We start from the raw sequence: 22,110 nt of genomic DNA, 5'->3' as shown, positions 1-22,110 counted from the left end.
CGCGTCCTCTGCGGCGCACTCGCGGGCGCTCGCTCTCGCCACTTTGCCACAGGCTCGACCATTAAAGTATAGAAATTAAGGTCCGGGCGCGTGAGGCTCATACAGGCTGTCATTGTATTGAAAAGCTCGAAGCTCATTTCAAAACGCCTTCGGACAGCTGAATCCCGAGAGTGCGGGAAGGAAGAAGGGGTTGGGCCCGGAGCCGGTCTGGATCGTATAGGTGACGTCGCGCCCGCCGATCACGAAGCGCGCTTCGACATTGGGGTCGTTGCCGCTGATGGTCGCCTTGTCCAGCAGCCGTTTCAGCGCCCACGGCCCTTCGAACTTGAGGGCGGATTCGCGGCCTGGCATCTCCGGCGTCAGGCTCAGACTGGCGGATCCGGAAGCCGTGCCGCTCGGCCAGGTCACCGTGCTCGGCGTGTTGCCCGCCTGGTTGCTCTGGACGGTCTGGCCATCGACATCGAGGACCGCCGCGTCGGCGTCGCCATGCAGTGAGAACGGCGTGAAGGTGACGCTGACCGAGGGCACCGAACCGCCTTGGGGAAAAAAGGCGCTGCGGATTTCGGCCGCCAGCTGGAAGTTCTTCAGCGTCGACTTAGACAGGCCGCGCCCGAAGCGCGCATCCTGCTTCCAGCTCCAGTCCTGGCCCGTCATGTCGATCAGCGACGCGAGATTCTGGGCGAAGAACCGGTCCATCAGCCCGCCGGGGGCGAACAGTTTCGCGAAATCCGCCATTGCCATGTCCTCGGCACCATTGCCGGAGAAAGGGTAACGGCCGTTGACGGCCGCCTCGCAGGGCGCCGTGACCGATTGATCAAGCATCTGGTTCAAATTCGCCACCGAGGTCTCGGTGACGTTGCCTTCGAACTCGTCCGCCGTCGCATTGACCATTCTGGCGAGCTGCTTGGGCAGGCGTGAGGCATTGGCGCGAAGGGTGGCTATCTGGAGTTGCAGGTTTGCGTTGACGCGTTCCGTCTGGGAGGGAACGTCGGTCGCCAGTTTCAGGCTCTGGTAGATATCGCGGAAATTCTGGGTCAAGGCATCGATCGGGCGGTGTCCGGCAGGACCGCTCACCAAGGCCTGGAATGACCTGAACTGCGCTTCGATGTTGGCCCCGGGATTTTGGTTTTGCGCGTTTGCGGATCCTGTGCCGGCACGGCTTTGCGATTTTCCGGTGGCGATTTGTATGCCGATTCGAGCCAGGCCCCTGGCCATGTTTACAGCCTCCTGTGACTGGCCTTGAACCGTGCCGGCTTCGGTGCCTGAGTCCTGGCCGGAAGCAGTGCCTCGCGTCAGTGCTGTCTCGTCGGCGATCGCCGTAAACAGCTGTTCGATCGGCGAGGATGGCGAGGCGACGGCGGAAAGCGCGATATAATGCGGCTTGTCCTTCAGCATCGCCTTGAACTTCAACCCGTCGAGAACGCCGTTCCACGCCGTTGCGAACTCCTTCCCGTAACGATCGAGAAGTTCGGGGCCGAGCTTGAGCAACTCCTGGTCGATGCCGCCTTGCTCGCCGCCGCCGCCGAGCACCCACTGGTCGTCGACGAGCATCTGCGCAATGTGCGAAAGCTGTCCGAGATAGAAGTGGTTGAAACCGGCCCAGGTATAGAGGCCAGGCACGCGAAGGCCCGACAGATCGCTGCCATCGACACGTTCGAACAACAGCCGCGCTTCCGGTCCGCCTTTCATGGAAAGGGAAAAATCGTCCAGCGCCGCCGAATACACCGCCGACTTGATCAAGACGGAGGCGCGGTCGGCGAGGCTCATGCGCCCGAGCGAACGCTGAGCGGCTTCGATGAGGGGCTGGTTGAGTTCGAAAACCGGATCATAGGCGTCGTCCAGGGCAAGCATGGCGCGCAGGTGCTTTTCGAGTTGCTCGCGTCCCGCGCGGTTGTTCTCGCCTGGATACCGGTTTTGCTCCCAATCCTGCTTCATCCAGGAAACGATCAGCGCGTCGTCGACCTTCGGCGCCTTGCCGCCGAGCATCAGATAGATCTTCAACGGCTCGTAAAGCGCGGCGGGATCGGCCATCCTGGCCTGGATCGTCCGCTCGGCCTGGATCAGCAAACGCGACCGCAACATGCGTTCCAGCGCTTGCCGGTAAGCCGTCCTGGACGCCGAAACAAGTCTCTCGCGTTGGCCGAGGCCGAAGGTCTCCTCGATCGGTGTCGACACGTCGCCGATTTCGAACCCGGCCGGCAGATCGCGCAACTGGTCGAGCGGGCCGATGACGTTTTCGAGGTCGACGTCGGTGACCTCGGTAGTTTTGAGCAGCGCGTCCGCCGTCGCGCGATACTGGCCCATGGCCAGCGTTGTGGAGGCGATCAGCGACCTGTTGGCCGTGAAGCTCAGGGCCAAGGTGCCGAGGGCCGCCGCGGCGATCAACGCGATGGCGCAAAGTCCTGCAAATCTGGCGATCGCCGCACGCCTTACAGCCGATTTGTCGTAGGAGACCCATCCGGATTCAGCAAAAATGACGCCCGTCAGCAGATCATGCAAAAAGAAGCTTTTGCCGGTTCCCGAAAAATGGGCGCGGGAATTGCCGCCGAAGCTGCGGCCGATCGCGCCCAACACCTGATCGATTGGCGTTCCCTCTTGCGTACCTGACGAAAAATAGAGGCCACGCAGGCTGACATTCACCTGGCTGCGGGCCGGATCGAACAAGCCGGCGATAAAACGCGCAATTCGGCTCTTCAGCGCCCCAAACTGCGCCGGAAAGCCAAAAGCGGATATGCGCGCTACCGGATCGACCTCTTCTTGAAGGCGGTCCGGCATCTCTTCGACCAGGCGTCTTGCCAGCGCATCGAATTCGGCCGGGGCCTCGGCCGCCATGTTCTTGTTGCGATCCGTGGTTTGGAACGTCGCGCCCCAGACCTTGCGTCGGCGGGGCTCATCGAAAGCGCCGAAGTAATCCATGAACCCCGAAACGAGATCGGCCTTGGTGAACAGCAGATACACTGGAAACTGGATCTTCAGCGTCTCGTGGATTTCCCGCAGCCGGCTGCGTATCTCCACGACGTGAGCATCAAGCTGCTGATCGTCGAGGCTGATGAGATCGGCGAGGCTGATAGCCAGGATGACGCCGTTTATCGGCTGCCGCGTGCGGTATTTCTTGAGCAGCGACAGGAAGGCGAGCCAGCTCTTCTTGTCGCTCTCGGCATTGGAATCCTGCGTCGTGTAGCGTCCAGCGGTGTCGATCAGCACGGCCTCGTCGGTAAACCACCAGTCGCAGGCACGTGTTCCGCCGACACCGGCGACCGGCTGGGCATCACCCGAACCTGCCAGCGGAAAATTCAGACCCGAATTGACCAGTGCCGTTGTCTTGCCCGCTCCGGGCGGGCCGATGATGATATACCAGGGGATCTCATAGAGGAAATTGCGCTTGCCGCTCGACCGTTTGAGCGCGGCGATGGCTTCGTTCATGCGCGCCTCGAGCACCAGTGAGTCGTCATCCCTGTCATCATTGCGGGCAACGGCGGTCTCCAGCGCCTTTTGTGCCTTGCGCATCCGCCAGAAACGCAATCCATGGAAGAGCGCTACGGCCGCCACGATCACACCGATGATTGCCGCGCGCAGCCAGGCCGGCCCGAGAGGACGGCTATCGGCGAAGCGGATCAGAGGTCCGGCAAACCACACTGCCGCTGAAAAACCGGCCAGCGCGATCATGCTGAATATCCGCGGCAGCCAACGTGTCATCGGCGCATCCAACCGGCCCTGCTCACAATGTCTCCTCCTTGGCGATCATCACATCGACACGGCGGTTCCTGGCGCGGCCTTCCTGTGTAGCATTGTCGGCGATCGGCTCGTCCTCGCCCTTGCCGTCGACCGTCAGTCGCGAAGGATCGCTCAACTTCTGCGCCATCATGGTTTCGACGGCCTTCGCCCGGGCGACGGAAAGATCGAAGTTGGACTTGAACGGGCTCGACTTTCGTGGCTTCACATTGTCCGTATGGCCGACGATCCTGATTGGTCCGCGCTCCGGTTCCAGGGCGGCTGCGATGTCGGCGGCTATGGGCTGGAACTCCGGCTTCGCGTCGGCTCTGCCGGACTGGAACACCAGGAGATTGTTGATTTCAACGACGATGAAGTCGCCCTTCGTGCCGACGGTCAGCCCGCCGGCCTCGATATCCTTGGCCAGGGCCGAGCGGATGCGATCGATCTGCGTGGTCGTGGCTGCCGGAGGGGTGACTTTCGCCGGCTCGGCCAAAGGCGCCACGCTGGCGCGCTCGATGGTGATGGGTGTCGACGGGTTGAGGGCCAGCAATTCACCAGCGGTGGCGTCGCCTTCATTGGTGATGAAGACCCGCAACGCGAAGAATGCCGCCGTCAGCAGCGCCGCTGCCGCTGCCGCAACGGCCCAGAGCGGCAGGCGTGTCGAAGACTGCGTCATCGTTGCCGCCAGGCCCTGCCAGCGAGGCGAGATGTCTTCGTCCGCGCGCGGCCTGAAATAGCGAAGCGTTTCGTAGACGTCGCGCCGAACGCGTTCGAGATTGGTATCCTCGCGTGTCAGGCCGCGATATTGGCCCTCGTACCCCAGCGACAGGCACACATGCATCAGTTCGAGCAGATCGTAATGTGCCTCCGGGCTGGCCAGGATTTTGTTCAGCGCTTCGAAAAAGCCCGTGCCATTGGGCTCGACGTGGAAGAACCGCGATAGCATGCTGTGCCGCGCCCAGGCGTCCTTCCGTGGCCAGGGCAGGTTGCCGATGAGATCGTCGGCGGTTTCGCACAGGACAAATTTCGCAATCCGCGCATCCTCTTCGGCAACGCCTGCTTTCTCCAGTGCGCTGTCGAACTTGTCGATCGCCTCGGTGATGTGTTCCGCCAACGGCTCCGCTTGTCTCTCGACCGGGATAAGCCTGAACTGGCCGAACAGCATCAGCAACGGTGCAGCCGCGGCAAGGATCGGATTTGCCGCGGAATATCGGACACTGTCCGTGACATTGAGCAGGGTCTCCTGCGACAGAGCCGGAGCCGGCGCCGCCACGGGAGGAGTCCCCTGGTAAATCACGGTTCCGGATGTCCAACCGGGTGGTGTATGCTGGCCGACGCCGGGATCGAACACGGTCGAATCCTTGACCTGCGAGGGTTGTCCGCTATCCGCGACGGGAGGACTAGGGGCCGGTTTTCGCTCACGCCGTGGCGTGGCGCGAATGACGGTCTTGCCCGCCGGGCCGAAAGGATCGTCCTTCGAGCTCATCGTCGATCGTCCGTCCGTGCCTGGCTCCTGCGCCCTTGCCGGACAGGCGCAGAGCTTTTCGCGGTCGGGTAAAACAAAGCCGGGCCCTGCGTGGCAGGGCAGTATCTTGAGGACGGTTGGCTACATCTTGCTATCCCGCCGTAGGATGACATTTGCCGCAGACCCCCAGGTCGATGAGCCTTACCCGCTTGGCGAATTGTCGTATGCGATCGTAGTCTCAGAAACTCCCGATTGGAACCGGATGCCGCGCACCGAAGAGGTATCTTCGTCGGCTGCGGCGCCACGGCTCTCCTGAAGCGCCTATTTCTGCTTGTCGGCCTTGGCATAGGCTTCGCTGAAATAGGCCAGGAATATGTCCAGCATGCCGTTCTCGTGCGCTTCCTCCATAGTTCGCCAGGTCGCGACAAAAGCGTCCCAGGCCTGGCTCTTTTTCGACGAGAACGACGTCGGCGGAAGCTTTCTTCCGATCGCTTCGGGAGACAGGTCGTCGAGCAGCCGCGACAGCGCCGCTTGCATGGCGGCATAGGTGGCGAATTCGTGCGTCTTGAGATCGCGGAACGCATCCTCGATGCTGCGCCTGGCATCGAGATAGCCGGCACGGCGCCGCGCAAACATGATCTCGAGAATGTCGTCGGTTCCTGGGACGAACTTCAGGGGATTGTTGTCGGCCGCGCTGATCATCGTTCGTTGTGTGCTCTTGGCCAGCATTTTCGCGGCCGCGCGTGCTTTCAGCAGCAAGGTCACCTCCTCGACCACCGTCCGCAGCACCGCGCCGATTTCGGCGGCGACTTCATGCGGGTCGCGCGATTGCAGCAATTCCGGCGAGATACCGGCCGCGATCGCGATTTCCCGCAGCACCTCGTCTCGCGCCGAGGGAATCGGCGAGGGTTGCGACGAGAATGCTGGAGCCGCAACCCGCTGCCCGGACCGTTGCTCCGCGGGATCGAAGAAGGGCCCTTCTCCGAATTCCAGCGACCGATTTGTCGCGGCCTGCATTTCTCGCTGCGTCGAGCCGCGGCTGGGATGACCTGTCGCCGCGCGCTCGTCGTCGATCGACACGAAGATCACATAACGGCCGATTAGCATCCGGTCGCCATGACCCAGTCGATGCGGGCCGGCCATGCGCTGGCTTGATCCGTTGATGTAGGTTCCGTTGCGCGAGACATCGTGCAGCCAGAACGCGCCTGCCTCGTATCGGACCTCGCAATGCCGGCCCGAGATGAACTTGTCGGGGTCCGACAAGGTCCAGTCACACGCATCGCGTCCGATTTCGAAGCTGCGGTCGCGCGCCGCGTAGCCGGTCGAGATGCCGGCGGGCAAGGCGTCGACATTGTTGATTTGCAGACTGATGTACATCCAAGGATCGCCGTCGAACGCTGACCGATACTCCACATTCTAGCAGTTTGCACATACAACAGGACAGCAGTGTTTCGAGCCGATGCATCGACAGGGCAAGGTTTGGCCGCTGTGCGCCCTCTTTGGTTGGCAGGACAATATGTGGTAGGCTCAACATGGCCTGGCGCGGCGGGTCTTAAAGGTTCCTCAGCGGATGGAACTTCAGATCCACCGCGTCGGCGGCCGCGTCCAGGAGGGGCACGACCCATGCCGAACGAACGTGCCACGGTTGTACAGACACCGGTTGGCGCCGAGCTGTTGACCTTCACGCATCTTGTCGGGCGCGATGAGATCAGCCGTTGCTTTGCCTATACGGTCGGGTTCGTCAGCCCCAGCTCCGACATCGATCCGCTGAAGATGCTGGGAGGCGTGGTTTCGGTCGAAGGTGAATCCGATCCGAAACGGTGGTTCAGCGGCCTGGTGTCGGAGTTTCGCCTGACCCGCATCGAAGACCGGTTGGCCTACTACGAAGCGATCATCAGGCCGTGGCTCTGGTTCCTCGGCAATGCGACCGATTGCCGGATCTTTCAGAACATGACCGCTGTCGAGATCGTCGAAAAGATCTTCTCGAAATACGGTGCGGCGAAATTCGAGAAGCGGCTGCAAGGGTCGTATCCCTCGCGCGAATACTGCGTGCAGTATGATGAAAGCGATCTGGATTTCGTGCAGCGCCTGCTCGAGCACGAAGGCATCTTCTATTTCTTCGAGCATGACGAGGGCAAGCACACGCTCGTGCTGTGCGACGCCATGAGCAAGCTGAAGCCGGCGCCGGGCTACGAGAAGATACTGTATAATTTCGAGGGACATGGCTCGCGGCGCGACGTCGAATACATCACCGAATGGATTCCAGGCAGTTCGGTGCGGCCCGGGGCCTATGCCCATACCGACTATGATTTCCAGAAACCTGGCGCCGATCTGATGGCGAAGTCCGCCCAGCCGTTCAGCCACAAGGAAGCCTCCGGCGAGAATTATCGCCAGCCTGGGGCGCATCTCGATGTGGGGCGCGGCGACACCCTGGCCGGCATCCGGCGCGAGGAACTCCAGGCCGCGCATCAGCGCATCACCGCCGTTGGAACCGTGCGCGGCCTCCATTCCGGCTGTACCTTCAAGCTGGAAAGCTTTCCGCGCGACGACCAGAACCAGGAATATCTGGTGATCAGCGCCGAATACAGGTTGTTCGATCCGGGCTACAGGACCCAGAACGAGGCCCACAGCGAGAATTTCAAGGTCGTGCTCGGCGTCGCGCCGACTGCCTTGCCCTATCGCCCGCCACGGATCACGGCGCGGCCGATCATGCGCGGGCCGCAGACGGCGACGGTTGTCGGCCCTTCCGGCGAGGAGATATTCACCGACAAATATGCCCGGGTGAAGGTGCAGTTCCACTGGGACCGCCTGGGCAAGAAGAACGAAAACAGTTCCTGCTTCGTGCGTGTCTCGCAGACCTGGGCCGGCAGCGGCTGGGGCTTCATCCAGATACCGCGCATCGGCCAGGAGGTGATCGTCGACTTCCTTGAAGGCGATCCCGACCTGCCCATCATCACCGGCAGGGTCTACAACGCCTCGCAGATGCCGCCCTACGGCTTGCCGGGCAACGCGACGCAATCGGGCTGGAAATCCAACTCCTCGAAAGGCGGCGGCGGCTACAACGAGCTGATGTTCGAGGACAAGGCCGGCTCCGAACTGGTCAATTTCCAGGCCCAGAAGGACCACAAGCTGCTGATCAAGCACGACCGCGCCAAGCTGGTCCAGCACGATCAATCCGACCGCATCGACCACGACGCCAAGCACTCCGTCGGCCACAACCTCGACGAGGACGTCGGCAACAACAAGACGGTCAAGGTCGGCGTCGACCAGACCACGAATATCGGCTCGAACGACACCGAGACGGTGGGCAAGAACCGCTCACTGACAGTGGGGGCGAATGAGACGATCAGCATCGGTTCGAACTCGACGGAAACGATCGGCTCCAACCACTCGCAGACGGTGGGGATTGTCCAGACAGTGACTGTTGGCGCGGCGCGCATCGATACGGTCGGGGCCTCCGAGACACGAAGCGTTGGCGGCCCGCAAGCCAATACGATCGGCGCGACACGGTCGGTCACCGTGGGGTCAGCGCAAAGCCACGACATCGGGGCAGCCGACAGCTGGAACATCGCGGCGGCGCAAAGCGTCAATATCGGCGCTGATCAGAGCGTGACTATCGGCAGCGCCCAGACGTTCAACGTCGGTGCGGCGCGCAGCGCCAGCATCGCCGCCGACGATTCCACGACCGTCGGCGGCGCCCATTCCTTGGGTGTTGCGAAAGGCAGTTCGATCAACGTCGGCGAGAACAGCTCCATCAAGGTCGGCAAGAAGCTGGTGATCGACGCCGGTGACGAAATCCTGATCAAATGCGGATCGGCCAAGATCATGATGAAGAAGGACGGTTCGATAGGCATCGAGGGCAAGGACATTTCGGTGAACGGGTCCGGCAAGATCACCATCAAGGCTTCCAGCGACATTGTGATGAAGGGTTCGAAGATCAGTGAAAACTGAGGATGTGACGATGGTCGAAACACGTGAGCGTATCGAAGGGGTCGTGATCGGGATTTTCCTGGGGTTCGGAGAAGGTGCGCCGCTTGTCGTCTTCCCCGGCAATCCAGAAGAGATAGCCATCCCGGCCCGCAGCTTGACCGAACTCAGCTCCGAAATGATCGGTGCCGAAGTCGCACTGCTGTTTCAAGATGGCAATCCGGGTCGCCCTTTGATTGTTGGGCGCGTAGTCGAGCCGGCCCGCAAGGCGGCCTCGCCGCAGATCATTCGCGACGGCGAGATTGTGCGGATTGTGGGCAAGGAGCGTATCGAGTTGCGTTGCGGCGAGGCGGCGATCCTGATGGAAAAAGACGGCCGCATCACCATTCGCGGCACCTATGTCACCAGCCAGGCCAGCGCCGCCAATCGTATCCGGGGCGGATCGATCGATCTCAACTGATGTTGGCGGCACAGGACAAACCGAAAGCGGAAGGCGCGCCCGAGCGGCGAATAGTGCCGGATATCGTTCGGCAGCATGCCGAGCAGGCCGCGTTCTTCTGGGCGCAGCGCGACACGTTGATGGAGAGCGATCCGCCCGATGTCGATGTGGTCGCCAGCGTCGACAGGCGCCTGGAGGCCAACCTTGATGGTTTGCGCATCGCCGGTCCCGCCGCCTGGCCGTATATCTTGGCGGCGTATGATGACTTTCCCGAAAAGGGCGAACTGTTCCTCTACGGATGGATGGGGATCGAGCAGACCGATGGTCGCCGTGTTGCCGAGGCTGTCGAGTTCGGCCGTCAAGGTGGCGACGACGCTCGCGGGCTGATCGGTGCGCTGGCCTGGCACGAGCCGACAACGATCGCCCCCTTGGTGCGGGACTGGATCGGAGCGCCGGATGCGTTCAAGCGATTTCTCGGTGTATCCGCCTGCCTCGGGCACAATGTCGATCCCAGGCAGATGCTGGTTCGACTTGTCCGCGATCCGGATGCACGGGTTCGCGCCACCAGCCTGCACCTCGCCGGAAAGCTGAAACGTGCGGACCTTGTGGAGGAACTGAGAGCCGCCTTGAATGATGCCGACGAGAAGTCGCGGTTCTGGGCGGCCTGGGCGCTGACCGAACTCGGCTCAGGCGATCTGGCCAGCCCTGAATTGCGGAAGGTGGCGGTCGGTGGTGGTGCCGATGCAATGACGGCCTTGCGCGCGGTGATCAAGGCCGAGCCGGACAAGGATGTGCGCGGCTGGATGGGTGGATTGCTCAAGACGCCGGAAAACGCGCCCTTGGCCGTGCGAGGCGCGGGTATGCTCGGCGATCGCACCCTCCTGCACTGGCTCATCCACCAGATGCGCACACCGGCGCTGGCGGTGCCCGCGGGGGCGGCATTTTTAGAATTGTTTCCCGAGGCACGGCTGGAGGACAGCTTGTTTTCCGTCGAGCCGGCAGTGCTCGGTGACGCCTTCGCGACGTATTTCGAGGACAACCCACCCTACCTGCCGGTAGCGGACCGGGTGAAGGATTGGGCAAGGGGGCTGTAAGGCGATGCCGTCACACATCTCCGTCAACAACCTTGGCCTGACCTACAAGGGCACGGTCGGCCTCTCGATGGCGACAATCCCGGATGTCTGCAAGACGCCAAGCCCCGGCGGGCCTGTCCCGCTTCCCTACCCCAATATCGCGGAACAATCATCGCTCTCCGATGGAACGACGACGGTGTTCGCAAAGGGCAAGATGATTGCCATCAAGGGATCCCACTACAGCCGAAGCAATGGCGACGAACCCGGCACCGTTGGCGGCGTAAAATCCAACGTCAACATGAAGGCGACGGACTGGATCACCTACTCCTTCGACGTGAAAATGGACGGCCAGAACGCCTGCCGCCACACGGACAAGAAGTTTCACAACGACAAGAATACGGTGGATCTTGGGGGCAATGTGGATCCCCGGAGCAAGACCGAAGGCACGGTTCTGGTGATCCTGTGCGAAGACGCGCCGAAGGGAAAAACGAAATCCGGAAAGCCGCGCAAGAAGTACGACGAGTGCGAGCTGGAAGAGATATGCGCCAAGATCAAGGCGTACGATGCCGCGCTCAAGGGCAGAAAGAGTTCGGAGTTCACCGAGGTCAAGCAGGCCGGCAAGAGATACGGGCCGGATGGCGACGGAACGAGAAATTCCGGCAACAACGTCTGCAAGTCGATCAAGCGCTACGCCAGGCTGGGCAAGGGTCCGGGCGGGGAAGGAAAGCCCGAGGACATGGGATTCCATGACGTTTCCCCGGACTGTCAGAAGAAACTCAAGGAGAAGGCCGAGAGCACGCGGCCAAAATACAGGCTGTTCAGCCCGGATCACGTCCAGGAAATCCAGCACAACGGCCATCCTACCCGGGGATCCAATCTTCGTTGGATGTCACGCCGGCCGAACAAATGGATCGGTGGTGCGATGAGCGATCTGAAAACGAGCGGCCCGAACCGACATACGGGCGTTCGCGGGGACTGCTGCTGATGGAGCCGCCATGCTGAACGATCGAGAGCGCACGGATCTTGTGGCCCAGCTTTTGGAGGCCAAGCGGGAACTCGACATGCTCACGCTGGATGAGGACATGACCGATCCGCCGTCGAAGCCGGCAACGGAAAAGGACATCGCACGCTTCGAGAAGAAATGCGGGTTCCCCATCGAGCCGTCCTATCGCGAGTTCCTCTTGATGCATGACGGCTGGACCGACTTCGACGGCGACGCCGCGATCCTGGGGACGAGAGGAAGCAACGAGGAATGGTTCGAGGACACGCTCGAGATGGTCTGGGAGGTGTTCGAGGATTTTGGTGACGAGAATCCGGCCGACGACGCGGTCGCCGTCGTGCTCGGCGAGGACACCAACAATTACCTGTTCATGTGGCCGCCGCAGGAGGGTTCGGATGGCAAGGCGACGTTCAAGGAGTATGAGGACGGAAAGCTGACGCGCGAATACGCTGATTTTGACGAATACCTCACGGAGTTCCTGAAATCGTTGAGGCACTCCATCGAAGTGGAGCGCGAAGGTGCGGACCGCGGCGATGCCGACGAACAGTGATCCAGGAAAGCCCTTGCCGGGATTCCCCGCGGCGCTCTTGCGATCGAGAGTGGTCGACGATGCGCCACTCAACAAGATCCTGCTTGAGGTTGTGATCTACCCGAAACGATTGACGGTCGACGATTTCGACTGGATTCTGGATGTTTATGAGGCGGTGTGCCCGAAGAGCCGCATCAAGCTGTTCAAGATAGCGGAATTGCCCTTTTGGTCGTCGGTTGCGGATCCGGTTCTGACGCAGGCGGCGCGAAGCGCTGACCGATCGAACTATCGGTTCTTCGAAGCGGCAAGAAAGCGGATCCGCGAGGGCAGGGGCCTTGAGGCCCAGCTTTGGGACGGTTGTGAGATCGACGATGACCGGGGAACATTCAGCCTCAACATCGAGGCGATGAAGCGACGATCGCTGGGGTTGGCCTGGTATGTCCGTTTTCTCTTTCCGTTGGATTTTCCCGTCGAGCAATTGACGCGTCTTCTGCGCACTCTGGCGGATCGAATAGATATCTATTCGGGGCATGGCGGGCCCGTCTTCGCCTTCGCGAGGGACAAAAAGGACGAGGCCTTCACGGAAATCTACGCCAAGGCCCGACGGTTCTGGGGCGTCGATATCGACATGCTCGACCTCATTCCGTTCCGGATGCGAAGCGAACTGAAATCACCATGTTGGATCAACCTGTTGGGCACGTCCTTCATGGACGACGCGGGCGTGGCTGCCCGCATCCAGGACCTTCGTGCGGACGCCGATATCGCCATATTCGAGCAACGGTTCGGAACAGTGTTCATGTTGGCGGCCGAACCCGACTCGCTCGATAGAAACCGGCTGGCCAGGAAGGTGCTTGCCTATCAGCAAATGGCCAAAGTGATGGACGGCTTTGTCCTCAGCGGCGTCGGCCCGCTGGCCGGCGACGGTTTCATATCCAACGCCGAATCCACCGACGAGTGGCTTCACCGCTTCTCGATCGATTCGAAATGGCTGACCTTGCCTACCGTGCAATAGGCCGGGGGCCGTCAGCCCCGGAACTCGGCCGGACGCCCGGTGAGCCGAGCAGGGCGGCTGCGCGCGAGCCGTTCTCGGAACTTGCCCAGATCAGCGACAGCGGGCCTTTCTGATAGTTACGCGCTTGCGCCTCGGTGACGAGACTGACGTATAGCGGCCCGGATGCCGCGCCGACGTCGCCCCAGCAGTCGGCCGGGGTTTCGAAATCAGCGGCGTCTCGGAAGCGGCCGGGATTGCGGATCACCGCGAAGCCATATTCGTTTCCGCGGTAACGTTCCCCGTTCATGTCGCAGATGATGCGATCGACGGGGTCTGTCGGCGCATCCTCGAACAGAGTCCGGAACGCCGCTCCCAAGCCCTCGCCAAGCACCACGGTCTCCGTCTTGATCTTGTTTTCTTCGCCCGCGGCCGACGTCGCGACAACCTCGAGCAGCGGTTGCAAACCGAGCGCGCGAGCTGTCGCCAATGTGGTCAACAGGCAGAATCCCGCCGCCTCGCCAGGGCAGAATCCGTAGATATTCCCCTCCGAATGCAGCTGTCCGTTCTCATCGAGCCACTCAAGCGTTTCGGGTTCGAGATAGGTGTCGACCCCTCCGGCGAGGCACAACTTGGCCTTGCCTTCGCGCAGCAACTTGCACCCGTGGTAAATCGCTAGCAAACCGCCGGCGTGACCGCCCGCGGTCGAGCCCCCGCCCTCCAATATGACGTGCTGTGAAAGCCGCCTGCGCAGCTTGGAGTTCACTTCAGCTGCGAAGCCTTGCGGTTGACCCGGGCGAGGTTCGCCGGTGGAGAGTATGAGCGAAACCTCGGTCGACGGCGTGCTCGCCAGCAAGGGCCGAAGCGCATCCAGCGCCGGCGAGATTGCGATTTCAACGGCACGGTCCGGACCGTTGAGGGTGACATCGATCCCGGTGTCGCGCGTTACCTTCATCAATTCTCCGAAGCGGTCGACCATGAAAGGGTGATCCTGGATCGCCGAAAGACGGGCACGTACCGCTGCCGCGCTTGACGACGCGTCGAAGCCAAGAGGCGTGCGCGCGCCAACGCCGACCACCACGATGACCGCGCCCCCGGCCATCACGAATCCTCCGCCGACCACACTCCGGTGGCCGCGATTGTCGGTGATACACCGATCCGCCTCTTCAGCCGCACCGTCGTGTTTTTCAGATGCTCCTCGTCATAGGGGACCGGCAGGATTGACATCCACGTGATCGAGAACTGCCGCAAATCGGGTTTGATGCGCAGTGTGTGGATCGGCGCCTCGTCATGCCTTCGGTCCGCCCGGCCGTAGAACTCGGTGGTGATCACGAACGTCACGCGCGGCAGCAGGAACCGCCAGAAGCCGTCAGTCGTGAAGTTGCCGAGACGCACGTCCTCGTAGCCGACGAGCGGTAGTTTGGTCTGCTGGTCTTGAGGGGCGCATTGATAATACAGGCGGCTGAAATCATGCGGCAAAAGCGGGTCCCGTGTCTTTTTCCATTCCTCGCCATAGGTGCCGGCGTGCTTTGCCCGTGGCTGCCAATGCCGGGCCACCGGACCGAAAGCTGCCGGCTTGCCGCTGCGATGATCGCGATAGGGTGCGTCGGGATATTCAAAGTTCGGTGCCGTCTTGCCGACCAGTCTTTGCGGGTTCACCGCAAAGCCGGTGCCGAGCGGATTGCGCTGATCCCAGTCCGGCGTCGAGGCCTCCATGTCCATGCCGCCATAGGTTCGGCGCCAGCTGATCGGCATCTCGACAAAGGATTGCGGACGGCTCATGCGGACCGAAACCGGGCCGGGCATGAAGACACGGTCGCCGCTGACCCTGACGGTCTTGTCCAGATCGCCGATCTTGACGCGGGCGACGGTATCGAGGCTCGGCTGGCCGCCCGGTGCGTAAACATGCCCCTCGATCAGCACATCGGAATGTTTCTTTTCGATATTGAAATCGCTCTCGTCCAGCAATTCGTTTGGATCCGCGCCGTGAAGCGGAGCCTTGGTGACCGGGGTCTGGTCTTTCAGCAGCGTCTGTTTGCCGTCAGGATCGATCTCGAATGAGCCTTTGATCGCCACGAGCCAGACCTCATGGCCGCGTTCGTCGCGTGTCCAGTTGCGCTCTACGGCGAATGGCGTCTGGTTCGACAAAAGCCACATCGACGCGCTCTTTCAACCGGTCCCGGGTGGCGGCATCCCGCCGCGCGTGGCAGCGCGATCCGCCAAAGGCGCCTCGTCCATCAGCTGGTCTCCCAGCTGGCGGCGAGGATTTGTTCCAGCGTCGTTTGCGGCGATTGCGGATCGATGTCGAAAATGTCCGAATTGGCCGTCCACATCACCATGTTGCTGATGATCTCGTCGCCCGGCTCGACGGCTGGCACCGGCAGTCCGGCCAGCGCGGCATCCAGTTCGTCCGGCGTCAATTCGCCGTTCTGGGCGGTGACGGCCGCCGCTTCGATGCCGGAAAACCACGCCTCGGCGGCAGCCAGCTGAATGGGCGCTTCGGCAAGCTGCGCAACGACGCTCAAAGGGAACTTCCTGCCCACCCTGTCGGCGCTTTGCACGATGATGCCCGCCGAGGCGCCGAAGGACGCCGGGCCAGCCAGAAAGCGCAGCGCGGTCGTGCTTGGCCAGGATTGCGAGCCGAACAGCGGAACGAGGTGCTGCGCCAGCCAGCGATCCCAGCCGCGAACAAACTCACCCGACAGCCGCCGCGTCACGAAATCGCCGGTTGCGGGCATTTTGCCGTAGAAGCCGGGCTGGATCATATCTGCGGCGGACATGAGAATTTCTTGAACATCTGCAGATTGTAGGGGTTCTCGACGCTGGCGGCCTTGAGCTCGAAATCGGCATACATGCCCTTCGTGCCCAGGCGCAGGCTGTAAACATCGGACAGCTGCGTGCCGGCGAAACGGCCGCTGCGCAGCATCCTCAGCCAAGCCCAGCTGCCGGTCTCGTTGAGCATGATTTCAGGCGATCCGTCGATGGGCTGGAAGGCAAGCGAAATGACCCCTGTCCCATCCTTGCCGGGCCAGGTCATCGGTTGCGGCCGCGTTGCATTGTTGTAGTAGACGAGGGTCTGGCCGTCGAGATTGAGCGTGACGCGCGTGACGTTCGGAGACAGGTCCTTCGGTTCGAGCGTGAAGCTCATCACCGGTCCGGTGCCGCCTGGAAAAAGATCGTCGCGGATATGCCTGGCCTGCTCGAATGCCGCCAGCGCCGAGGGATCGAGGCCGAAATCGGCGCGCCATTTCCACGGCTGGCTGGTCGTGTCGACATAGTTGATCAGATGGTCGTTGATGAAACCGTCGATCAGTCCGGCCGGCCCGAACAAGCGGGCGAAATCACGTACATTGACGTCCACCGCGCTGTCGGCGCTGAACGGATAGCGGTCGTTCAGCGCTGCCTGGCAGAAGGGCAGTATGTCCGCCCGCCAGATGGCGTTGAGCTCAGAGGTCACCGCCTTCTGCGTCAAATTGCTGGTGTCGCCGGCAATCCCGCTGAGCCAGGCGTTGATAGGGTCGGGCAGGATCTGCGCCTGCCTGGCGACCGCGCCGGTCAGTTCGGCAAGGCCGCCCTGTTTCTTGATGGCATCTTGCGGATTGGGGTTAGCGGTGACGGTCTGCAGGACGTTCGACAGCGCGGTCAGCGCGACGACCGCGGCATCCAGTGCAGGCGGCTGGCCGTCGACCTCGGCAATGGTGCTCTTCAGCGGCTTGAAATGTACCGCCACCAGATTGCCGGTCAGGTCCACCTCTGTGGCTGATCCGGCGCGGGGAAGCAGCTTAGCCCCCGATGTCGCCAGCTTGCCGAGCTTGCCAAGCTTGCCGAGCAGTTTCGAAGCGCCCTTGGCCGCTGCCTTGTCGTCGGCGGGCGCTTCGTCGGAGCGCGTCAGTTCGGTCTCCTGCACGACCGCCGTCAGCAGACGTTTCAGGGCTGAATCGGCACTCGACAGATCCTTCAGATTCTCACTGGCGACATTGAGATCGGTCAATGGCGCGAGCCGCATGTCTCGCAGGAAGCTGTCCCATTGGGCGATGTAGTCGTCATAGTAGAGCTTCAGAATATCCTCGGACAGCGCCGAGACCGAGGTCTCGGAGTTTTCCGAACAGCCGCCGGCAAAAACCGCGCGATCGAGTGCCGCCTGGGCGGCGACATCGTCGATGCGGTCGAGAATGGCGTCGTGGAAACCGGCATAGGTGAATGCCCCCGCGATCCCGACGCGAAGTGTCTTGTCGGAACGCCGCGCAAACACCTTGCCGCCATTGGGGCCGGCGAAATTGGCCGGGATCCACTCCTTGAGACCGGCCACCTCCGGATCGGCCAGCAACTGCTTGTAGGCCCGCGCCGGCAACGAGATCGTGCAGACTGTTTTCAGCGCTTCGGCGACCAGCGCCTGGTCGGGCGCGACATAGCTTTCGTCGACCGCCATGCGCCGGATGGCGGCAAGCTGATGCTCTTCGGCGTCGGCGGTCGGAAACGGCGCCGCGGCCGCGAATTCCGGCAAGCTGTTCACCCACCAGTTCTGGGCGAAATCGGCATCCATCTGCGACAGGCCCGTCATCATGCGATAGGTCTTCAGCGCTCCCAGCATGAAATCCGGATCGCGGATCTGCCGCCACATGGTCGCCTCGAGCAGTGCGACCATGCGTGGCTCGAGAACATTGCGCAAGGCATGGTCGTATGTGTCGCTCTGCGCTCGCACCAGTTCGGCCGAGGCGGATGGACCCAGCAGATCCTGGGCGGCGCCCGGCGGTGCGGTCCGGGCATTCGCGACCGCGTCCATCGCTTCGAGCGCGCCGTCGAGGGCGGGCTGCTGCACCGATGCCGGGCTTGCGGCAGCCGAGGTCAGCGGCGCTTGCAACGATTCGAACTGGCTTGCCTGCACCGTGATCGCGTTGCGGTTGTCGAAATAGGACCAGGTGAACAGACCGCCGGCCAGCAAGGCGCCGGCCGCGCACGCGGCCGCGGCGCCCCGCCAGATCCAGGCGCGGCGGCGTTGCGCCAGCGGGTCGAACGTGCCGAGGCCGGCTTCCTTGAAGATGACTTCGGTGAGCAGGTTTTTCAGGAAGAAGCTGCGTTTCTCCACCCTTGGAGCGGGCAGGGCGCGTCGTGGCGGCAGGCCGAAGGACGACGACAGCGCCGCGGTCAGCCGGTCGATGGGCGCCCCCTCCTGCGTCGCCGATGTCAGGTAGAGGCCACGCAGCCAGGCGGCCTCTTCATACCGGCTTTCGCCGAACATCGCTTCGACCAGCACCTGGATCGGTTCGGACAGGCTGGACAACTGGGCGGGAAACCTGAAGATCTCGGCGCGGGCGGCGAGTTTGTCTTCGTCCTCCAGGCGCGGTACCAGCCGCCGCTCGAGTTCCGTCGCCAGTATTGAAATTTCCCGCTCGATGGTCTTGGCATCGACGCGCGCATCCAGCGCGAAGGTCGTTCCCCATACCTGTTCGCGCGAAGCGGTGGACAGGCCGCCGAAGAAAGCCTCGAAACCCTTGATCAGATCGGCCTTGGTCAGCATCAGATAGACTGGAAGTCGGATTTCGAGCCGGTCGTTGAGTTCGGCCAGCCGGCGACGGATCTTGCGGCCGTGTGCCTTGATGGCTTCGTCGCCCTCTGAAAGCACGTCGATCGAAAGCGCGACGATCACGCCGTTGAGCGCGCGGCGGCCGCGATGTTTCTTCAGAAGGTCGAGGAAGCCCAGCCATTCCGCCGCGTCGACATCGGGCTGACTTTCCTGCTGGACATAGCGGCCGGCGGTGTCGATCAGAACCGCGTTCTCGGAAAAGAACCAGTCGCAGTTGCGCGTGCCGCCGACCCCTTGCAGGTCGTCGGTGAGGTCGATCGGAAAATTCAGTCCGGACTGCCGCAGGGCCGTGGTCTTGCCGGTGGCCGGCGGCCCGACGATCACGTACCACGGCATCTCGCGCAGGAACTTGCGTCCGCCGAGCTTGCGGCGCTTCAGTTCGGCCATCACCTCGGCGAATTTGGCACCAACGGCGGCGACGTTTTCCTCGCCGGGGCTGAGCGGCTTTTCCGCCACCGGCGCCGCGATCTCGGCGACGAACATGCGGTTGGCGCGGATCGCACGGCGCTGGGCGACGATCAGCCAGATCAGCCAGAAGATGACCAGCAGCGCGATGATGACGATACGCACATTTTCGGAAGTGAATGGTTCGTAAGGACCGACCCTGACGATCGGACCGAACACCCAGATGACCAGGGAAAGCAGCGTGATGCCGACCAGCGTCCACAGCCAGCGCGATGTCAGGACCGCCCAGAGGAAGCGCAGGATGAACATCTCACAGCCTCTTTTCGACGAGCACCTCGACGCGGCGGTTCAAGGCTCGCCCCTCGCGCGTGCTGTCGCTGGCCACTGGATCGGTCGCCGCGCGACCCTCGGAATGAACGCGGTCCTGCGGCACCCCGTTCTGGACCAGCATGTCGGCGATCGTCTGGGCGCGGGCCTCCGACAGCCGCTGGTTGGTCGACAGCGGATTGGTCTTCTGCAGGGGAACGCCGTCCGTATGTCCGATCACCGTGATGTTCCCGATCAGCTCCCGATTGGCGAGGATGACCTTGGCGATCGAACCGATCAGCGGCTCGAAGCCTTCGGTCAGTTGTGGCCGCGACGACTGGAACAGTTCCGGGTTGGAGGCCTGGATGATCAGCTTGGCCAGCGAGACGCTCTCGGTGCCGCTCAGGGCGGACCTGAGGTCGGCCGGCGCCCCCGCCTGGAATTCCGGCAAGAGCGCGAAATCCACTTTCTCCGGTGGCGGAGCATCGACCTTGGGCGAGGTCCGGCTGATGTCACCGCGTTCAGGCGGCGGCAAGGTCCGAACAAGCGCTGAAAGCTCGACCGCCTGGCTGCTCAGCCCCATCGACAGCCCGATATGGACGGCCGTGGCGACAACCGCCGCACCGAGCGTCATGACCCAGATCGGAACGATGAAGCGCTGCGGCTCGTCGGAGGCGATCACCCCCTTCCAGTTTGGCGACAGGGGCGCGCCCTCGGCGTCGGCGTCGCGCAGGAAGCGTGCCGCGGCCACGCGAACGGCGTTGAGCGAGCGGTCGCCCGACCGGCCGGGCACGCGATATTTGCCGCGGAAGCCGAGCGCCATGCAGTCATATTGCAGTTCCAGCAATTCGCGATCGCGGTTGGGATGGCGTTCCAGTTCGTCGAGACGCGTGAAGAACTGCGTGCCGGCATCGACATCGCCGCGCAGCATGACCACGAGCGGCTGCCGCGGCCAGGCGCTGGCCCCGCCCCACGGCGTGTTCAGGGCGAGATCGTCGAGCAACGCCGCCACCACCCAGGCTGCCTGGTCGGCCCGCTCCAGCGAGGACCCCGTAGCCATCGCCGTGTCGCGTGCCCGAACCAGTTCTTCGAGCAGACGGGTGCGCAGCGCTTCCGGGTTCTCCGGCGCCAGCGCGCTTTCAAGCTCGGGCGCGAATTCGAGCAAGGGCGCGAACGCGTTGACAAGCGCGTTCGGATGCGTGCGCGATCGCTTGACCGCCGTGCCCGGCAAGAGCGGCGCCATCGGCCGTGGCATCGGCGCGCCGGTCAGCCGTATGCGGGTTCGTTCGCGATCCTCCGACAGTCCGAAAGGATCATCGCGGCTCATCATCTCACCTGTTCACCGAATAGCAGTCCACCTGCGGCTCGCTTGGCAACACGCCCGAAACGCCGATGACGAAGCCGGGAGCATCGAGCAGCGACGCCCAGTGCTCGCTCTTCTGGTCCAGTTCGAGGCATAGCCGATCGCCGTCGTAAGGGATCTCGCGCGGCTGGGAGTGGAGCGGTTTCAGCGGAATGCCGGGCAAACGCGATTTCCACAGGCCCTCGAACTGATCGGCCGAGCCGACAGTCGCCTGATTGACGAAGATCTTGCGCAGCGCGTCTTCCGACAACTCCGAGCCGACCCGGATGACGATGCGGCTGGCGACCAGCAACTTCGGATTGTCGATGCGGATTTTCCAGACGTTGGTCGAATGCCGCATGACCGGCAGCGCCCGCGATTTCGGCTCGATGTAGCGCAGGCTGAGGATGAGCGAGCGCAGTGCATCCGCCAGCGCCATGTATGCCGGCCCCGGCGCCATGTGATCGTAAGCCGGCAACTCGCCCAGCCGCCGCGAGCTGGATCCGTATGTGGCCATCGAACCGGCGAGCCCGGCAAGCTCCAGGTAAAGCTCGGCCGGATGGAAGACATCCTGCGCCAGCATGTGGGCCAGCCGCGGCCGCGCCGCATTGGCGAGGTTGAGCATCAGCAGGTCTTCGACGCTGCGCCCCGGTCCGCCCATCACCATCTTGCCATGCGCCTCGGCGATCTGATCGAGACCCGTGACCACTTCCAGAAGCAATTGCCGATACCAGGCCACCGCCCCGGTAACCAGTGTCGGTGGCAGGAAGGTCTCGTCCAGCGAGACGCCGCCATCGGCTCGGATTCCCTTGAGGTCGGCTATCGGCAAGGCCGTGTAGCCGCCGACCGACCTGCCGGGCGCAAGCAGCAGCGCCTGCGGCCGCGCGATTTCGATTTCTTCTGGGTCTGAACCGCCCTGGACGGCGTCGCGCACCGAAACGATCCGCCCATGATAGCGTGCTCCCGAAGCGGCCGCGTGTGCCGGATCGAAGCCGACACCGCCGGGAGGTTCCAGCGGCAAGGCGACCAGCACCGGTCCGGCGCCTGTGTCCGGGGTGACCGGCAACGGTCGCGGCGCATCCATCATGTCGGGAATGGAGAACGGCGTCCCGTCCGGGAAGATGCCCCGAGCGGAGAGGATCGAGACCTGGCCGGCTTCCAGCAATGCCTGGTCCAGCGTCAGCTGTTGAAAGCCGAACGTATGCAGTTGCCCGGCCTGCAACGCGCCGCGCACCGTCGCCTCGAAGAAACGATCCTGCTGCTGGAAATGCTGGGTCCGCAGGAAAAGGCCTTCGGACCACAGCACCCTGTTTGCATCGCTCATGCCGCTGCTCTCTG

15 protein-coding genes are annotated in these 22,110 nt (G+C 62.8%); 6 read left to right on the top strand and 9 right to left on the bottom strand.

Annotated elements, in window-relative coordinates; all coding sequences use genetic code 11:
* Window positions 1-138: 138 nt before the first annotated feature.
* From tssM (EB230_RS27910) to tagH, 3 genes are all read right to left on the bottom strand, one after another.
* On the bottom strand, window positions 139-3,696 hold the full coding sequence (tssM, locus tag EB230_RS27910; RefSeq protein WP_172374322.1) for a type VI secretion system membrane subunit TssM: 3,558 nt from the start codon (window positions 3,694-3,696) through the stop codon (window positions 139-141).
* Between the two features lie 22 nt (window positions 3,697-3,718).
* Window positions 3,719-5,200 (bottom strand): type VI secretion system protein TssL, long form, encoded by a 1,482-nt coding sequence (gene tssL / locus EB230_RS27905; RefSeq protein ID WP_056565002.1) that lies wholly within the window; start codon window positions 5,198-5,200, stop codon window positions 3,719-3,721.
* 300 nt (window positions 5,201-5,500) lie between these two features.
* The gene (gene tagH, locus EB230_RS27900; RefSeq protein ID WP_172374321.1) at window positions 5,501-6,556 is read right to left on the bottom strand and encodes a type VI secretion system-associated FHA domain protein TagH; all 1,056 of its coding nucleotides are present in this window, start codon (window positions 6,554-6,556) and stop codon (window positions 5,501-5,503) included.
* A gap of 246 nt (window positions 6,557-6,802) precedes the next feature.
* On the opposite strand from tagH, the gene tssI reads away from it, so the two are divergent.
* From tssI to EB230_RS27870, 6 genes are read left to right on the top strand one after another with little or no spacing between them, the layout of a single operon-like run.
* Window positions 6,803-9,130: a type VI secretion system tip protein TssI/VgrG gene (gene tssI / locus EB230_RS27895; RefSeq protein ID WP_056564996.1), complete on the top strand. Its 2,328-nt coding sequence runs from the start codon at window positions 6,803-6,805 to the stop codon at window positions 9,128-9,130.
* Between the two features lie 10 nt (window positions 9,131-9,140).
* Window positions 9,141-9,566 carry a DUF6484 domain-containing protein gene (locus EB230_RS27890; RefSeq protein ID WP_056564993.1) on the top strand — a complete coding sequence of 142 codons (426 nt, stop codon included), beginning with the start codon at window positions 9,141-9,143 and terminating at the stop codon, window positions 9,564-9,566.
* On the top strand, window positions 9,566-10,639 hold the full coding sequence (locus tag EB230_RS27885; RefSeq protein ID WP_056564991.1) for a HEAT repeat domain-containing protein: 1,074 nt from the start codon (window positions 9,566-9,568) through the stop codon (window positions 10,637-10,639). Before EB230_RS27890 ends, EB230_RS27885 begins: the two co-directional genes overlap by 1 nt.
* A 4-nt stretch (window positions 10,640-10,643) precedes the next feature.
* Window positions 10,644-11,603 carry a DUF4150 domain-containing protein gene (locus EB230_RS27880; RefSeq protein WP_065004919.1) on the top strand — a complete coding sequence of 320 codons (960 nt, stop codon included), beginning with the start codon at window positions 10,644-10,646 and terminating at the stop codon, window positions 11,601-11,603.
* Between the two features lie 10 nt (window positions 11,604-11,613).
* On the top strand, window positions 11,614-12,168 hold the full coding sequence (locus EB230_RS27875) for an SMI1/KNR4 family protein (RefSeq protein WP_056564989.1): 555 nt from the start codon (window positions 11,614-11,616) through the stop codon (window positions 12,166-12,168).
* On the top strand, window positions 12,137-13,159 hold the full coding sequence (locus EB230_RS27870; protein ID WP_081294657.1) for a type VI immunity family protein: 1,023 nt from the start codon (window positions 12,137-12,139) through the stop codon (window positions 13,157-13,159). Before EB230_RS27875 ends, EB230_RS27870 begins: the two co-directional genes overlap by 32 nt.
* Here EB230_RS27870 and EB230_RS27865 read toward each other — a convergent pair.
* The 6 genes from EB230_RS27865 to tssK form a co-directional block, all read right to left on the bottom strand.
* Entirely contained in the window at window positions 13,146-14,237 is a 1,092-nt protein-coding gene (locus EB230_RS27865) for a beta-ketoacyl synthase N-terminal-like domain-containing protein (protein ID WP_056564984.1), read from the bottom strand. The genes EB230_RS27870 and EB230_RS27865 overlap by 14 nt on opposite strands.
* On the bottom strand, window positions 14,237-15,292 hold the full coding sequence (locus tag EB230_RS27860) for a DUF2169 domain-containing protein (protein ID WP_056564982.1): 1,056 nt from the start codon (window positions 15,290-15,292) through the stop codon (window positions 14,237-14,239). Before EB230_RS27860 ends, EB230_RS27865 begins: the two co-directional genes overlap by 1 nt.
* A gap of 80 nt (window positions 15,293-15,372) precedes the next feature.
* A complete protein-coding gene (gene tagF / locus EB230_RS27855) occupies window positions 15,373-15,915 on the bottom strand; it encodes a type VI secretion system-associated protein TagF (RefSeq protein ID WP_244493915.1) in 543 nt (180 codons plus the stop codon).
* Complete coding sequence (tssM, locus tag EB230_RS27850) at window positions 15,897-19,433, bottom strand: type VI secretion system membrane subunit TssM (RefSeq protein ID WP_056564978.1); 3,537 nt, start codon at window positions 19,431-19,433, stop codon at window positions 15,897-15,899. The genes tagF and tssM (EB230_RS27850) overlap by 19 nt, the downstream gene beginning before the upstream one ends.
* A 1-nt stretch (window position 19,434) precedes the next feature.
* A complete protein-coding gene (icmH, locus tag EB230_RS27845) occupies window positions 19,435-20,757 on the bottom strand; it encodes a type IVB secretion system protein IcmH/DotU (protein ID WP_056565768.1) in 1,323 nt (440 codons plus the stop codon).
* A gap of 4 nt (window positions 20,758-20,761) precedes the next feature.
* On the bottom strand, window positions 20,762-22,096 hold the full coding sequence (gene tssK, locus EB230_RS27840) for a type VI secretion system baseplate subunit TssK (protein WP_056564976.1): 1,335 nt from the start codon (window positions 22,094-22,096) through the stop codon (window positions 20,762-20,764).
* Between the last annotated feature and the right edge of the window lie 14 nt (window positions 22,097-22,110).

It is taken from the genome of Mesorhizobium sp. NZP2234, from assembly GCF_013170765.1.
Classification (GTDB): Bacteria; Pseudomonadota; Alphaproteobacteria; order Rhizobiales; family Rhizobiaceae; genus Mesorhizobium; species Mesorhizobium loti_D.
This window is presented reverse-complemented; position numbering and strand designations above follow the sequence as displayed.